Raw genomic sequence first — 15,582 nt, forward strand, 5'->3', positions numbered from 1 at the left:
TAGCCTCAAAACGAGATCACCGAGTGGCCGTCGATACACCACTCCAGCGGACGTGACCAAGCAGTGGCAGGGCCTGGCCACACGAACCGACAAACTCGCCATCGCCTATCAGGCCGCGCTCCACCTCGCCGGCATCCTCATCTGGACCCGACACTGACCAAAGAGACAGAACCTAGTCGCACCTGCATCGCGCTGAGACCCACCCCTTGCTAGGCCCTGTCTGACAAATGATCGTTTCTCGCGTCTGCGGCTTGGGCCGATGGCCTTGCCGTGGCGGGCTGGGGCATTGATGCTGATCTGGTGCCAGGACAGCGGAAGAGGAAACGCAAGGAACGGGACTCATGGGCACGGGCTGCCGCTCGCACCGCTCCGGACAAGGGTCGCTGGGAAGTGGTCTTCGAGACTGGTGATGAGTCGGAATTTAATGCTCACATCCGTGGCCTGCGTGCCGGGAAGGAGAGGTTCGACGGGGAGCTGGCTCGGATCGACACGCTCTGCGGGCGTCTGACGCATCCGACCACCTACCGGCTGAGCCTGTTCGTGCCATACCCCGCGGGTGATCCTGACCGCGATTACCTTGATGATGGATCTCGTGGTGGGTCGGGGTGAGTTGACGGACAGATACGGCCTAGGGCGTCTCTTTCGGATCATGCCTAGACAGCGTCGTCCTCTGCCCGCACCCAGGCCAGTTGCGCGTCGCTCAGCGGGGGGTCGAACCCTTCTGGGAACATCAGCATGAGTGGTTGCGGCCACACGCTCTCGGGCCCGTGCTCTTGGCAGTCCAGGGCGATGAGATGCGGCCCTTCCCCACAGGACTCGTGCGAGTAGGGGCGGTCATGGGCCTGGCAGAAGTACCCGAACCTTGAGCAGCAGTCCTCATCGCTCGGCTCGTAGAAGCCGGGATCACGCACAATCTGGGTCACCGGCTCCTGCCGATTGAACCGGGGGATGGGCCGGGGGTCACGCCACAGCAGTCGGGGAGGGAGCATGCGCTCATCCTGTATCGAGGCCGTCCCCTTCGGATCACCGGGTCGTTGGTCTGGTCAAGGAGGCCACGTTCACGCTGATCTGGACACACTCGTCTAGGGGCCGGACGCATGGCGCCCCGGCTCCTAGATCACCTGCGAGTCCAAGCCGAGAAGCGTCGTTGTGGACCTCCTGGCCCGGCGGGATGCGGCGCGGTAAACCGCGTCTGTGCATCACTCGTGAACTGGCCGATGCCTTGCCGAAGAGCTGTCGTCCGATCCATGAGGTCCCGCCATCGCTCCGCCTCATCTGTGGTGCCGCCCGTGCGGGCGGCGCACCAGCGGTACAGAGCGTCTGTGGTTGAGGTCAAGGCTTCTCTGACCCCCTTGGCACCTTCGGCGAGAGCCGGGGGTAGGCGGAGAGCGAGGGCGATCTCCTGCAACATGCATTCGTTCTGGAGGCTTCGTAGGCTTCCTAGGATTTCGTCGCGCGATTCGATGCCGTAGACCGCGAGCGTCTCCGCTTGGTTGGCTTCGAGTCGACCGATGGCCGCCACTTGGCCGATCTTGAAGAGTGCCTGATTGCACCGGTCGATGTAGAGAGTGCAGGCATCGACTTCCATCTGCCACAGAGCATCTGCTCGTTGTCCGGCGAGTTGCAGCTCCACACCTTCGACTGTGCCGCGAGCCTGCGCCCTGCCGCCGGCATAACCCCCAAGGGCGCCCAGTGCCGCGCTGACAATGCTGATCCCTGCTCCCAGCATTACTGCCCAGGTCTGATCCACGGTCGCGCCCTATCTCGGCGGTGGGTCTCTCGCGTGTCGGAGGTGCGTCGTGTGTATCGCAGATAGTGCGCGAACAGTGAGAGAGAACGAGAAAGAGCGGGAGTCAGTGAGACTGACTCCCGCTCTCTCGTCTAGGCATCCGCCCAGCTCAGCGGGTGATTCTTGCTGGCTGTGTGGCGAGTGCCCCCGGCAGGATTCGAACCTGCGCACACGGCTCCGGAGCCCAGGTGAGACCGCGAGGCCTTCGCCCCTCTGACCTGCGGCGGAGGCTTCGACTGGGCGAGTGCCGAGCAAGGTCATTACGCCCCTATTACGTGGGTGGCCTGTCGGGCGGTCGGTGCGAGCCGTATGGTCGAAGCATGATCTCGGGCAGCGGCGAGGGAACGGGCGGCGGCGGCACGGAGTTCACGGCGGAGGGCCTGGAGCCCGTCCTCCGGGAGGCCTGCGCGACCGCCGGACTCGACCACCGCGGTGCCGAGTTGCTGCGGCTTGGATCGAACGCGGTCTACCGCCTCACGTCGTTACCCGTCATCGTCCGCATCGCGCGTGATCCCGCAGTTCTTGCAGAGATGGAACGGGCCGTGGGCGTGGCCCGGTGGCTTGAGGAGCAGGACTTCCCGGCCACGCGTGTGCCGGCATCGATCGCTCAACCGCTCGTCGTAGGCGGCCTGGTGGTCACGTTCTGGGAGAGCGTCCAGGAGAGCGAGGAGTACGCGACGGTCGGTGAACTAGCCGACCTCGTACGCCGCTTGCACTGGCTCGAAGAACCTGAGTTCCTGGGTCTGCCGTACTTCGATCCGCTGGCCAAGCTGGCGGCGTCGCTCGAAGATCTGGACGGCATCGCGGGGGAGGACCGGACGTTCCTGGAGGAGCGAGCGGCGAGGATCGCCAAGGATTACGACCGACTGGACTTCGTCCTTCCCTTCGGCCTGATCCACGGTGACGCCAGTATCGGGAACATCCTCCGCCATCGGGACGGGCACGCTGTGCTCATCGACCTGGACGGCTTCGCCCTCGCCCCGCGTGAGTGGGACCTGATTCAGACGGCGATCTTCTACGACCGGTACGGCTGGCACACCAAGGCGGAGTACGCCGATTTCGTGCACCGGTACGGCTTCGACCTGATGAACTGGCCGGGCTACCAGACGCTCGCTGACCTACGCGAGCTGATGATGGTTGCCTGGCTCGGCCACCAAGTCGCGACGAGTGAGCGGTCTGCCGCCGAATTTGCTCGGCGAATGCGGTCTCTCCGCACAGGCAAGGGCCGAGACGAGTGGGGCCCGATCTGAACGCGCGGCGACCTGTCTCAGACACCGACGTGATCGCCCGAGGCGATCCACAGCCTGTGCTCTCTGACCTGCTCGGCGAATGCCTGGACGTCCGCGCTGTCGTCGACCGCTGCGAGGTTCTGCCGGAACTCGGCCAGGTAACGGACGCATCGCGCCGACTTGAGTTGCTCGCCCAGGTCAAGAGCATCGACCGCCACGCGACAAGCCTCCTCGACGTCTCCGGCACGTAGGTGGGCGTCGGCGAGAACCATGGTCGCGAAGAAGTCGCTCCGCACGTGGCTGCCGCTCATCGCGTTCTCGGCATGGGCGACGGCCTGCCGGGCGCTGTTGACGTCACGGAAGCAGTGGGCAGCCTCTGCGGCCAGCTCGGCTTCGTCGAAGTAGCTGATCCATTCGGGCTCGTCGTCGGTGTTCCGTCCCTCCAGCGCTTTCGTGGCGGCACTCAGGGCGGCTTCGCAGGCTCGTACGTCCCCGGTGCGGGCAAGCGCGCGGGCCTCCATGGCGTGGAACTGGGCGCGAAGCGTGGGCGTGGCCACCGGAGAGATGCCCATGAGAGCCGCACGGGCGAGCGTCGCGGCCTGCGTGTAGCGACCGAGGAATGTCGCCTGGTGGCTCATGGCCGACAGAATGCTTCCGGCGAGCCGGCGGTCGTTGGCGTCCTGGGCCAAGCGGAGAGCCTGAAGGAAATACCGCTGTGCCAAACCGTGGCGGCAGGCGTCGTACGACATCCAACCGGCCAGGAGTGTAGCTTCCGCCGTGGTGGAGAGCAGGGCTCGGCCGACCTGCTCGGTGTACTGACCGCGCAGGAGCGGCGCGACTTCGGTGCTGAGGTACTGGATCGCCGCGTGCCGTGCGTGGTCGCCGCCAAACCGGTCGTCCAGTTCGGCGAACATGTCCGCAGTGGTCTTGATGGCGGCCACGTCTCCAAGGCCAACACGCATTCCCTCCCGGCGCTGCCGGGGAACGGCCGGCTCGGGCGCCACCAGCCATCGGAGGGACGCTTCGTTCCATGCGGGCTCGGACGGCTCGGCCTGTAAGAGAGGCTCGTACCGGTTGAGATCGGCACGCCACAGCTGGCCGACGGCTTCGATCGCATCGTCGGGGCTCGCCGGATAGGTGACGTCCATGAGTGACGTATCGCGTCCGCTCTCGTGGGTCAGCCCGAGCTCGGCCGCGCTGAGGCCGTACGCCTCGCACAGGAGCGGCCCGTAGAAGTCGTCAGGAACGCTGTGGCCGTTCTCCCAACTGGCAATACGCCGCTTGACGCTGGCGTCCGCCGGGAGCTGATGGCCACGGCGGGCCGCCGCCTGACGCAGTTCCCGCACCAACCGCGGCTGACTCCACCCGCGATTCGTACGGGCCTGGCGTAAGCGAACGCTGGTCGATTCCATCGAAGACGTGACCGTCCTCTCCCGCGGGGTGAACTGCTGCGACCACTGGGGCGCACGACTCTGATGCCGTACGACCGAATGTACGCGCGGTTCATGTCCGGATGCTCCAAGTAGCGGCAGATCGACGGCGATTGAGCCACGACGGGGGATGACGCGTCCAACCGCGACGCGTCATCCCCCGTCACCTCTCGTCATCTGCCCTGGCCAGGGTTGCGAACGTGAGTCTTGAGGTAGAGCGGCATTGCGGCCGCGACTGCAACTGACCGAGGTGAGATGACGTGCAGAGGATGACCACCAGGGGCGTCGAATGGCTCTCGGCGGCGGCCGACGATCCGGCCGACTGCCGGGCGACCTGGGCGGACGACCCACGCGCACCGTACGCGCTCGCGGCAGGCCGCTTCTTCGACGTGGTGACCGTCGAACAGTGGGTCGGCACGGAGACCTTCGACCAACTGCTCCATCGGGGGCTTCCGTTCGGTCCCGTGGCTCTCGACCAGAAGGCCCGGCGCGTGGGGTTCTTCCTCGGCTCGCGGAGCGAGGAGACCTTCTCGCGCCACCTCGGGCAGGAAGCGGGAGCTCCGCCGTCGTACCGCTACCTGAGTCAAGGCTCGGTGGTCGTCGTCCCCGGCCCCATGCCCATGACCGGTGACCGCTACCAGTGGCTTCGAGCTCCCACCCGGCGGCCCATTGCCAATCCTCTCCGCCCGGTCGCTCTCGCGACCATGCTGATCGCCTCCGCCGAACTGCTCGCCCGCGTGGACAGCTACAGCGAGCGCTACCCCTCTGCCGCCGACTTCGCACTCCGGGGCTTCGAGAGGACGACGACAGATGCGGGATGACGCCGTCCAGCGGCACGACGCCGCTACCTGGTCGCCCCTGGACAGCGACGATTGGTACGTCGCGCGGAACGCCACGACTGCCCTCCGCGACGCTCTGCTCCGTGCTGGCCTGGAGAAGGACTTCCCCTACCTGCGCGCCGACTTGAACGCCTTCGGGCACGGCTTTGTCGAGTTGGGCCGAGTGTCGCCGACCACCGCGGAACGTCTGGCGGAACTGCTGCGGCTGGCTCTGGCCTCAGTGTCGCAACGCCTTGAAGAGAGCGGCGACGGTGCCGCCGAACACGATGCAAGAAGGGACTGATGTCATGACCGACCGACGGGGAGTCGTCGCCAAGCGCGCCGAGAACCTGATGCCCGGCGTGCCCTACGTCCGCGGCTGGGCACAGGCCCGTCGCAGCGCTGACACCCTGGCCGCTCAACTGACCGCTCTGGGCCTGGAGTCGGACTTCCCCGGGCTTACGGCCGACGTGAATGTCTCGGGCGACGGCCTGGTGCGCCTCGGCATCGTCCGGCCCGAAGCGGCTCTGATACTGGCCGAGCTGATCGCGTCGGGCCTTGCGGCGGAGATGCCGATGCAGACCGAAACGCCGCCGCAAGAGGCGAGGCACGCCTGCCCCAACCCGTAGGCTGCCTGACCGCTTTGTCTCAGAGACCCCGGTCGCTCGCGGTTCGAGCAGGCTCCCGCGACCGGCCGGAACAGCCCCGCATGTCGCCGTTCCCCCGACGGCTGATGTGCGGGGCTCTCTGCTGCGCGGCGCTTCTCCTCGTCTCGTGGTCTGCCGCTCGGCCGGGACCGGCGCCCCAGCGCCGCAGCCCGGACGAAGCGGCAGACCAGCACGCGAGGTGGCGGCTGGAAGTCGTGGGCAAGTTCCGAAGGAGAAGCCATCAGCTTGTGAAGCTGCGAGCATCGGCGGCCGGTTGGGGTGCTGACCAGGGCGAAGGCCGATCCGTGGGCTGGTCAGCCCCAGTTCTTTCACCGTGATTCCCCGCTCGATCTGGTGCGGTAGTGGTGCGGTGCCTTGTATCCGTACTGACAAACTGAGGGTGGTGGCGTCCGTTGGGGCCTAGCGCGCTGCAGGCCTCGGGATACGAGGATGGGCCTGTGACCGCAGGGAGGGCCTCCCTGGACAACTCCCTGCTTACCGCTCTGCATAGAGGAGGAACTGAGCCGCCATCCCGGCAAGGGCGGCGCCCTCAGCAACAGAGACCAGGATGAGCAGTGGTCCTGCTGAGTTGTGGAGCCAGAAGGCAGCGAGGCCTATCGCCGGGACAGCAATGTAGGCGGTTATGTCGACCAGCGCCTGCATGATCTTGCGCGGTACCCGTCGTCTGTCGCTCCGGTGGTAAACCTCCCAGCTGAAAATAGGTGTGCCTGCCGCGCTGAGCACTGTCAGGCGCGGCCCCAGTTCGGTGCGTATGTATCGGCCAATCGCCGATATTTTCTCGTCGTTGACCAGGTAGGTCCAACCCAAAACGATGCATACCAGCGGGAGCGCGAGCAGGAGATCTGTATTTCTACCTTGCAGGGAGATGGCGATCACTCCTGTCACGGACGCGAGGGTCACGTAAAGGAGATTGTCGCGAAATCCGATGCGCGCCTTCTGCTCTTCCTTGATCCGATCGTACTCAGCGAGCAGCAACTTGCTCTCAGTGATGTCCTCGGTGGCTGACAAATTTTCTCCCGTCCTAGCAGTGTGCCTGTGGAAGATACCCAATAGTGCTGCGGGAACGCTTAGTTGACGACCGCTGCAGTGGGCTAGACTGGCAGACCGCATGGCGGTCGAACGCTGATGGGCCTTCGACCAGGCGGGTCCCACGTGCAGAGATCAACTTATCGAGGACCTGATGGTGAGCACAGGCACGAAGGCGATCGTCGTACTGACTGCCCTCTCGGTTGAATACCTGGCAGTAACCGGGCAGCTGACGAACCTGAAGCGCGAAGACCACCCCACGGGAATGATCTTCGAACGTGGTGAGCTGCCCGGCACGTCCTGGGAAATCTATGTGGCCGAGGCAGGTGAGGGGAATCAGGCCGCAGCGGTACTGACCGAGCGCGCCATCGCGTGGCTCAACCCTCGGGCGGTGTTCTTCACCGGTATTGCGGGTGGGCGTAAACGAGACGTGGTCCTTGGAGACGTCGTCGTCGCTACGCAGGTGTGGGGATACCAGGGCGGTAAACAGGGGGTGGACGGCTTCAAAGGTCGCCCACGCACATGGGAGACATCATTCGAACTGCAGCAGGCGGCCCGCTACGCGGGCCGCGGCGGTTGGGTTGAGTGCACCTCACCGATGGCCGACACTCCTCCCCGGATGCATTTCAAGCCCATTCTGGCTGGAGAGATCGTTCTGGACTCCCCCCAGTCCACGTTCGAGGGGTACCTGGACTCGCACTACAACGGCGCTGCCGCTATCGAGATGGAGGGAGCGGGCTTCGCAAGCGCTGCACACCTGGCCGGCACAGTCCCATTCCTGGTAGTCCGTGGCATCAGTGACAAGGCCGACGGAACCAAGCAGGCGACCGACGCTACAGGTACCCAGGAAACAGCCGCACGTCATGCTGCTGCCGCGACCATGGCAGTGATCGCGGCGCTCCCCGAGCCTGTCGCCCTGCAAGACGCTGATGCTAAGTCCAAGCCTGGGCATGCCAGGAAGGACGGGCATGACACCGGAACGGCAGATGTTCCGCTGGCGTCTGCGGACAGCCAAAAGCAGATCAACAGGGCGGAACGCGGGGGAGTGGTCTACGCCGTTCAGAACGGAAGCCAGACCATCAACAGCGGACCAGAAGCCGGTGACCAGTGAGAGGGGACGAAGAGGCCAACAACCGGCACTCCAATCCGTCGCCGGTCCTTGGTGAGCCCGCATCGGTGCAAAGCAACCTAGCTGAGGCTGGAAGCACGGTCTACGCAGTACAGAACGGCGACCAGACCGTTAACAACTTCTTCGGGGCGACAGGGCCCAGCCTTTGGATAGAACCCGACGAGTACCTGCACAGGGTGAACAGGGGCTCGATCTACTCGCATCGCTGGAAACTTGTCGGACGTGCAGCTGCCATGGAGAGCCTCCTGTCGTTCGCTGGAAACGAGCAGGGACGTGTGGCGCTTCTTGTCGGCAGAGGCGGCGTTGGCAAGACGAAGGTCTTGACGTCCCTGTGCGAAACTCTCGTTGGACCACAGTCGCCCGTCGAGGTGCGTGTCCTGGACCCGGACTCCGGCCTCGATCCGGAAGCATTCAAGCAATTGCCGAGCACTGGCAAGCTGCTCGTGATCGTCGATGACGCTCATAGCGAAACCCTCCCGCTAGGGAAGATCATCGCCGGAGTGCAAGACGCCAACTGTGGCGCCAACGTGCTGCTCTCCCTGCGACCCTACGGCGTGGCTCATACACGCCGCGCACTGGCCCAGACCAGGACGCACGCAAGCGAGGCCCTCGTGGTCGAGATCGGCGACCTAGAGTTCGACGACGCCCTATCCCTGGCTGGCGAGATCCTTGACGAAGCGGTGCGAGGTTACGCGCCACGGCTTGCCACAGCAGCATGGGACTGCCCTCTGTTGATCGTCACAGGAGCAGCGCTGATCAATAGTGGCTCCCTTGACCCTCGTGGTTTCGAAGGAGACGAGCAGCTTCACCTTGAGCTCACTGATCGTCTGGCTGAGGCGCTGACAGCCGACTCCGCATCTGAGCAGGTGCGTCAAGACTTGCTTTGCGCTCTTGCAGCGTTTCAGCCCGTTCACCTAGCAGAACCAGAAGTTCAGGCGTCGCTCGAAGCCATTACCGGCTTGTCATTCGACCTGTGCGTGCCGCATCTGTCGGCTCTAGAGGGGGCCGGGGTGCTGCTGAGTCACGGCAAGGCTGTGCGAGTGGTGCCGGACCTACTTGGTGATGCCCTACTCGTCAGGGCGGCGCGTCATAGCAGCACAGGGCTTCCGACGGGCTACCTCATTAGGGCTATGGATGCCGCCCAAGGCAGTGCGCTGGCCAACCTAGTGGTGAACGCCGGCCGCGTGGACTGGCAGCAGCAGGCCGAAGGCGCTGACGGGCTGATCGAGCCTGTGTGGGCGCAGATTGCGGCCACTTTTCGTGCTGCTGATGCGTGCGAACGCGTGAGCATTCTTGAGGTGCTGGCGAAGGTCGCCTTCTTCCAACCGCGGCGAACACTCGACCTGGCTTCATGGGCAGTCGACAACCCTTGCGTGCCTGTCACTGTGGATGTTGGGTTCGGACTGAAACACACCTACACCGACACCAATGTGGTCCACGCCCTGGCTCGTGTTCTGCAAGCCACGGCTTATCACTCGGACTTCCTGCCGCAGGCAGCTGCCCTTCTATGGGCCCTTGGGCGCGATGACGCGCGCCCTACTCACCAGCACCCCCTGCATCCAGTACGGATTCTGGAGGAAGTGGCCAGCTTCACCCGCCTTGGCCCTACCGACCGCCAGCGGATTCTCATCGCCCAGGTCGAGCGGTGGCTTGGGCGCGCGCGCGACGTCCCGTCCATTCACCAGCCCCTGGGCGTGCTAGCCCCGATCCTGGCCACGGAAGGGCAAGACGAGGTGTGGACGCCTTCCGACTGGACCCTGACCTTTCGACCCTATGTGCTGCTGCCCGCGCCTCAAGTCCTGGAGGTGCGTGAGGCGGTGCTGGATCTCGCATTTCAGGAACTGGGCCGGCCCCAACTTGAACGTGCCTCAGCCGCCGTCTCTGCAATCGGTGCAGCCCTGAACCTACCGCAGGGCGGATTCGGGCTGGCGGTGACAGCCGACATGCACCAGCCATGGATCCCGCACCTCGCGGGCACCCTCGACCGGTTGCTCCGCTACATCGTTGAACACACCTTGGTACCAGCGATCCTGATCGCCGTCTGCACTGAGCTGAGAGGGCTCGCACAGTACGGCTCGGACGACCTTCGCCAACCCGCCATGGCAGTTCTGGGTGCGATCCCCACGACTTTGGACAACGAACTTGCCCGGGCGCTGCACGGGGGTCCAGCCGACCCCGCAACGTCTTCTAGCATCGCGGACTGGCACGAAAAGAGGGAGAGCTTCTTCGTCGACATTGCGGCCGCCCTCGATCACTGGACAGATGACGAGATCGCCGAACGCATCGACTCCCTGCTCGGCGAGGATCGCAGGGTATTCGGCGCGGACGATGGGCGAGCACGACCTTTCATCTCGACACTGGTAACCAACCGCCCGTCCTTGGGCGAAGCGCTCTGCGAGCGTGCCCGACATGAGCCCTTGGGCGTACTCGTGTCTCTGGTGTCGGTCGCCCTGAATGCACTAGGGAGGGTCGCGGGCGACCGTGTAATTCACTGGGGTCGAGTGCTCCTGGGCGTTGGCAACGTCGAGCTTGCGCGGGAGGTGGCGCACGCCATTGGTATCCAGTGCGGGCGCACCGACCTGCTGGCCGGGGAAGCGGACCTGCTTCGAGAGCTTGCAGCGCACGAGGACAGCACCGTTCGCATGGCCGCTCTCGGTGCCATTCGCTCCCTAGCTGCTCAGCACAAGGATCTCGTCATCGAGCTACTCACGGCATCGCCCGCCCAACAGGGAGCGGGCATTGACGAGTTCGCGCTGGCTGTGTCAGGGCCCCCCTACGGCTCGCTGACATGGTCCGACCTTTCAATCGATCAGCAGAATTCTTTCCTCGACATCTTGGCTGCAGTGCCCAAGATCGACAGCTATGAAATCGGGCAATTTCTAGCGAAGCTTGCCCGTACGGAACCTCTTACTGTCGTTAAACTCCTTGAGCAGCGCGTGGAAAATTCCTCAAAGTCAAAAGTAACCGGCTATTTCCCGCTCCCCCATGCCTGGCAAGTGGCACCGCCTTTTCGTGACCATGAAGAGTTCCAGGCGCTGCTAAGGCAGATATGTGAATGGCTCGCTGCTGACCCGGATTCGGCCTGGAAGAACTTTGTGGGAGCCGACGTCTTCGCGCTCGTGGCCGGATCCTATGATGAACAGGTCACCGCGGTAATGGACGAATATCTAAGTGACGCTGATCCAACTAAGGTGAAGGTCGTCGCGACAATCCTGCGCAAAGCTCCCCGTGAGCTCGTCTGGGACCCAGAGTTCGTGCGCAGATGCTTGCGTGCTGCAGATTCCAATGGTGATGAAAGCCTGAATAGGATGAAGAGTTCCCTGCACGCAGCCGTCATCACCGGAATGCGCTCCACGTCTCCTGGCCAGCCCTATCCCGAAGACATCGAGCAGCGAGCAAAGGCCACGGCCTTGGCCGACACCTGCCGAAAAGGCAGCGTAGAAGAACAGTTTTATCGCGCACTCGCAGAATCTGCGCAGGAACGTATTCAACAGGAAGTGCGCGAACTTCCCCCAGACAGTCGATCTTGGTAATCTCTCCACTCTCTATTCGAGCCCTATCAGCCTGACGGCAGGGGCTACGCCCTGCCCGGTTCGAGAGCCGAAGAAGTGAAGGGCCGAGTCTCTGACCTGCGGCCGTGCAATTGACCAACGCTGTGACCTGCGACTTAGCTGTCGGTGCTTGTCAGCGTTGGTCGTCGTTGAGCACCCACGCACGGTCCAGTGACGGCTCGGGCGCGGGTGTCGCGGTGTGCCCCTCGATGGAACTACGGGCGCGACGGTCGCTGAGGTCTGCTTGTCGGTCGGGGTCTGTGGGTAGTCGAGAGTCGCCCACTGTCGCGGCGGTTACTGTACTTCGCCGCTGTACAGCACTCACGTTGATCACCGCATCAGGAGTTCGGTCGAGGACTTGCACCGCCCTGTCAGCGACGAAGGCCCGACGCCATGCAGGGCCGCTGATAGCTACTGCCGTCCGGAGTGGTGTCGCGAGCAGGTGCTTCTCAGCCAGCTGCGCCGTGACTCGCACACGGCGGGCGGTGGAGCGCGCGGTGCAGCTACTGGGGTCCCGACCCAGCCGATGCCTGGAGAGAACGTCTCGATGCACAAAAAGTGCAAAATGGACAGATGGGCAATATAGTGAGAGTGACGGTTTAGGCGAACCTGCCCAGCGCATCGCACTCAGCGCTAAGCGGCGTTGGGAAGGGTTCCTGAATGGTAAACCCATGATGAACCTCTGATTAGAGACAGTCGAGAGATTCACGGGGAGAGAGCCAGTGCCCCAGCCTTCCCATTGGAAGTGGGTCACTCGTCCCTAGGGGTATTTCACATGCTACTAGCAACCGGATATCCATTCGCAGATGGGCGCGAACTTAGGGGTGTGGGGTCAAAATATTCGTTGCCGACATGGCCGGAGGTCAAAGTCGGGCAGTTCATGAAATACACCGGCGGGATCGTCGACTATTGCTCCAAGAAGAGCGGGCCATTTACCGGCGGCGCAGCCTATTGCAGAGCAAAAAAGACGATGAAGCTGCCCAATTCGCTGGCCTCGGAAAATTTTGGCCTTGAGAAGGCTCCTCTGCGGGGGTTCAAGTGCGCTTACCGATGCATCACGTGCAACGGAAATGATACCTTTCCAATTTACAGATTTGAGTTGGGGCTTTTTCTGCCCAGCCGGGCAATAGATCATCGGCTTTCTAGGCAAGAGATCAGCACATGCATTGAGAGATTTCTACGTCTAAGCGTCAGAGTGCCGAAGTCTAGGCAGCCCAATAGCGAGGAAGTCGGATTTCACGCAGAACGGGAAATGTTCAAGGCTGGAGACCTCATATCTGCTCATATCCTAGGCGCAACCTCGCCGGACGGAGGGAGTGGTCTATCGAGCTGGGTCATGGACGTTGGTGCGCAATGGGTCCTTGTGCAACTCGAGGCAACGGAAGTTGAGCAGGATGCCCTCGACTCCCCGGTGCGTGATTTGATTCGCGAAGTTGTCGCACTTCCGGAAGTTGGGCTCTCCCTCTATCATTTTCGGCCGGACTGCGCCCCTTACTCCCCGCATGCTTACGTGATTCTCAGGCGCCATCCCGATAGAGACCACGATGCGCTTAATCGACTGCGTGACTACACCATTCGCATGCATGTAGAGCACGAGGCCCTTCAGAGTTTGCTTAGGCTGATAAACTCCAGCGACCTCAAAGATCTTGATCCTGATGACCCGCGGGTGCTTTCCCTGGGACGGCTTCTTGAGTCGAAGGTAAGGAGTCTTAGTCGTAAAAAGAGATTTGGATTTGAGCAAGACGAGTTGCTCAGCAGGCTTCTCGCCTCAGATGCGCCATTCAGTGCTGATCGGTATCAGGAAATTCGCAAGAGGCTTAAGGATGTTAAAGCGGGTCTTGCTGTGACTCTAATAAGTATGCTGCGTAGATCCGAGCAGCCTCCCCCAGATTATGTGGGAGAAAGTGGGGAACTGGTGACCGCAGAGCAGAAAACGTCTGGAAAAGTCTTCATTGGTCATGGTGGATCCTCTCTGGTTTGGATGCAGCTGAAGGATTACATCGAGGGTCAGTTGAAGCTGGACCATGAAGAGTTTAACCGTGTGTCGCAAGCTGGCAAGTTTTCCGGGTCCAGGATAGCTGAAATGCTCGACAATTCTGAATTTGCCTTCTTGGTTATGACGGCGGAAGATGAGGCGGAAGGTAAGTTGCGGGCGCGTCAAAACGTGATCCATGAGGCTGGACTCTTTCAAGGGAGAATAGGGTTCGACCGTGCAATTGTTCTGCTCGAAGATGGATGTGAGGATTTTTCCAACATTCACGGACTTACTCATATTCCATTCCCTAAGGGGAATATAACAGCCGCCTTTCATGAGGTGCGAGCGGTCTTGGCTCGTGAAGGACTCGTAGACCTGTAGATGAGGCACGACGGGTGAGGCACGATGCCGATATGGATGAGGGCATAGCCGCGTTGATCGCAGCCGGATTCGGACTGGTGGGAGCTGGGGTCGGTGGTATCGCGGCAGCCTGGGGAGCCAAGGTAGGCGCCGAGAGGTCCGCGCAGGCAACTCGGCAACAGGTGCAAGATCAAGCGGCGGCCGAACATGACCTTTGGTTGAGGCAACAGAGACTGGACGCCTACCAGAACTTCCAAGACACCTACGGTGAGCTCGCTCGGCTCATCAGTCTTGGTGAGAGCGAGGATCTCTCTGCCGCCTCGGACTCAGCTCGGGTCATGGCTCGCTGGAGCGCGCGTATCGACATCCTTGGCCCGCCCGATGTCGCAGAGCTCGCAGACCGCGTGGTGTCTGCCCTCATGACGCGCCTCGCTGCCGCCCACGCCGTGAACCGGGTGGACTCCAATGTCGACGGTGATCCAGGCCCAGAGTACGTTCGAATGATCACCCAACTGTATGAAGAGAGTGGTGTGTTGCCTGACGCCTGGAGTAGGTTCCACAGCGCGTTCGTGGAGGCGGCGCAGCAAGTCATGCGGTCGAGCGGATCGTAATGCTGTTCGCGTCGGCAGATGACGGGCTGAGTAAGGTCGGCGGATTCTCAATGGCCGAGTCCAAGCCGGCGGGGCGTCGCCCATCGGTTGAGGGTGACGCCCCGCTCTGCAGCAGGACGGGCCGTTCGCCACAATCCGGCTGCGATCGCTGGCGTCCGCGCCTGTTGGTGTCAGATGTTGATGTCAGGAACGGGGATCGCTGTTGACGAAATCCACTCAGCACACTAGAGGGTGTCCATCTCGGGGCCCTGAGCGTCGTGATCATCGAAGGCAAGACCTATCGAATAGCCTCACAGCGAACGACAGCGCTGGCCAGCACACGAGCAGAAGACGGAAGTTGGAGGCTGGGGAAGTGGCCAGTCTGTCGTCCTCGCTGGAACCAGTCTTCGAACTCTTGGCTCACCTGTATGGGTGTCAGCAATACAACCACAGCCATTGATCGGGCCCTGCCCCCTTCCAAGGTGATCATCTCGAACCACCCGGCCACGTCCGGGGCTAGTTTCTCCTTCGGCCAAATCTCAGTGCCGTTGGGAACGCGGTGAACGATCCACACCTCATGGTCTTCAGGCAGGTCAAGGACTCTGCCTTCGACCTTGATCTCACCATCGAAGGTGTCACCATCGATCGGATTGGTGAGCCAGGCTCGGTCCCCCTGCCCCGGTCTAGCGGCGTGAGCTTCTCTGCTAACTCGCCGTCGTCGCGGATAGGACCGCACACGGGCCCAGACGCGTTGTCCGTGACGGGTGCACGCGGCAAAGAGGGACACCAAGACGGTGGTCAACGCAGCACCCAGCGCCCCTAACAGTAGTTTGGTCATCTCTACAGGGCGCGCACTGGTGGGTTGCCGCTCGCTGCGCGCCTCCCCCCTCGCCGAGGAGATTAGGCTCCGGGCGGCTGCCCTCATAGGTACCTTGCGCTTCCCAGACGTTTGCGTAGCTCAGTGTTCGAAACGAAACTGCCCCGCGCACCACCTCAACCCACCACTTCCCCAGCTTC

The 15,582-nt window shown here is 62.7% G+C and carries 12 protein-coding genes; 8 read left to right on the plus strand and 4 right to left on the minus strand.

Annotated features, from left to right (window positions below):
• Positions 1 to 653: 653 nt before the first annotated feature.
• Together N4G66_RS43850 and N4G66_RS43855 are read right to left on the minus strand one after the other, a co-directional pair.
• On the minus strand, positions 654 to 923 hold the full coding sequence (locus tag N4G66_RS43850; RefSeq protein WP_261709921.1) for a hypothetical protein: 270 nt from the start codon (positions 921 to 923) through the stop codon (positions 654 to 656).
• Positions 924 to 1,117: 194 nt separating this feature from the next.
• Complete coding sequence (locus N4G66_RS43855) at positions 1,118 to 1,750, minus strand: hypothetical protein (protein WP_261709922.1); 633 nt, start codon at positions 1,748 to 1,750, stop codon at positions 1,118 to 1,120.
• A 359-nt stretch (positions 1,751 to 2,109) separates the two neighbouring features.
• On the opposite strand from N4G66_RS43855, the gene N4G66_RS43860 reads away from it, so the two are divergent.
• Entirely contained in the window at positions 2,110 to 3,039 is a 930-nt protein-coding gene (locus N4G66_RS43860) for an aminoglycoside phosphotransferase family protein (RefSeq protein WP_261709923.1), read from the plus strand.
• A gap of 17 nt (positions 3,040 to 3,056) precedes the next feature.
• Here N4G66_RS43860 and N4G66_RS43865 read toward each other — a convergent pair whose 3' ends face one another.
• Positions 3,057 to 4,430: a hypothetical protein gene (locus N4G66_RS43865; protein WP_261709924.1), complete on the minus strand. Its 1,374-nt coding sequence runs from the start codon at positions 4,428 to 4,430 to the stop codon at positions 3,057 to 3,059.
• Between the two features lie 287 nt (positions 4,431 to 4,717).
• On the opposite strand from N4G66_RS43865, the gene N4G66_RS43870 reads away from it, so the two are divergent.
• Genes N4G66_RS43870 through N4G66_RS43880 form a run of 3 tightly spaced genes read left to right on the plus strand, consistent with a single transcriptional unit; the run spans position 4,718 to position 5,895 of the window.
• On the plus strand, positions 4,718 to 5,269 hold the full coding sequence (locus N4G66_RS43870; protein WP_315903767.1) for a bifunctional DNA primase/polymerase: 552 nt from the start codon (positions 4,718 to 4,720) through the stop codon (positions 5,267 to 5,269).
• A complete protein-coding gene (locus N4G66_RS43875) occupies positions 5,259 to 5,570 on the plus strand; it encodes a hypothetical protein (RefSeq protein ID WP_261709926.1) in 312 nt (103 codons plus the stop codon). Before N4G66_RS43870 ends, N4G66_RS43875 begins: the two co-directional genes overlap by 11 nt.
• A gap of 4 nt (positions 5,571 to 5,574) precedes the next feature.
• A complete protein-coding gene (locus tag N4G66_RS43880; RefSeq protein WP_261709927.1) occupies positions 5,575 to 5,895 on the plus strand; it encodes a hypothetical protein in 321 nt (106 codons plus the stop codon).
• Positions 5,896 to 6,408: 513 nt separating this feature from the next.
• Here N4G66_RS43880 and N4G66_RS43885 read toward each other — a convergent pair.
• A complete protein-coding gene (locus N4G66_RS43885; protein WP_261709928.1) occupies positions 6,409 to 6,942 on the minus strand; it encodes a hypothetical protein in 534 nt (177 codons plus the stop codon).
• A gap of 175 nt (positions 6,943 to 7,117) precedes the next feature.
• Here N4G66_RS43885 and N4G66_RS43890 point away from each other — a divergent pair, with 175 nt between their 5' ends.
• From N4G66_RS43890 to N4G66_RS43905, 4 genes are all read left to right on the plus strand, one after another.
• Complete coding sequence (locus N4G66_RS43890; protein ID WP_261709929.1) at positions 7,118 to 8,071, plus strand: 5'-methylthioadenosine/S-adenosylhomocysteine nucleosidase; 954 nt, start codon at positions 7,118 to 7,120, stop codon at positions 8,069 to 8,071.
• Positions 8,068 to 11,622 carry an ATP-binding protein gene (locus N4G66_RS43895; RefSeq protein ID WP_261709930.1) on the plus strand — a complete coding sequence of 1,185 codons (3,555 nt, stop codon included), beginning with the start codon at positions 8,068 to 8,070 and terminating at the stop codon, positions 11,620 to 11,622. Before N4G66_RS43890 ends, N4G66_RS43895 begins: the two co-directional genes overlap by 4 nt.
• Before the next feature lie 898 nt (positions 11,623 to 12,520).
• Positions 12,521 to 13,996 (plus strand): nucleotide-binding protein, encoded by a 1,476-nt coding sequence (locus tag N4G66_RS43900; protein ID WP_261709931.1) that lies wholly within the window; start codon positions 12,521 to 12,523, stop codon positions 13,994 to 13,996.
• A gap of 32 nt (positions 13,997 to 14,028) precedes the next feature.
• Positions 14,029 to 14,586 carry a hypothetical protein gene (locus N4G66_RS43905; RefSeq protein ID WP_261709932.1) on the plus strand — a complete coding sequence of 186 codons (558 nt, stop codon included), beginning with the start codon at positions 14,029 to 14,031 and terminating at the stop codon, positions 14,584 to 14,586.
• Positions 14,587 to 15,582 lie beyond the last annotated feature (996 nt).

Source organism: Streptomyces rhizosphaerihabitans, assembly GCF_025399795.1.
GTDB lineage: Bacteria > Actinomycetota > Actinomycetes > Streptomycetales > Streptomycetaceae > Streptomyces > Streptomyces rhizosphaerihabitans.

Coding starts and splice junctions, on each gene's coding strand:
- N4G66_RS43860 (WP_261709923.1), top strand. CDS start 2,110: ATGATCTCGGGCAGCGGCGAGGGAACGGGCGGCGGCGGCACGGAGTTC.
- N4G66_RS43865 (WP_261709924.1), bottom strand. CDS start 4,430: ATGGAATCGACCAGCGTTCGCTTACGCCAGGCCCGTACGAATCGCGGG.
- N4G66_RS43870 (WP_315903767.1), top strand. CDS start 4,718: ATGACCACCAGGGGCGTCGAATGGCTCTCGGCGGCGGCCGACGATCCG.
- N4G66_RS43875 (WP_261709926.1), top strand. CDS start 5,259: ATGCGGGATGACGCCGTCCAGCGGCACGACGCCGCTACCTGGTCGCCC.
- N4G66_RS43880 (WP_261709927.1), top strand. CDS start 5,575: ATGACCGACCGACGGGGAGTCGTCGCCAAGCGCGCCGAGAACCTGATG.
- N4G66_RS43900 (WP_261709931.1), top strand. CDS start 12,521: ATGAAATACACCGGCGGGATCGTCGACTATTGCTCCAAGAAGAGCGGG.
- N4G66_RS43905 (WP_261709932.1), top strand. CDS start 14,029: ATGGATGAGGGCATAGCCGCGTTGATCGCAGCCGGATTCGGACTGGTG.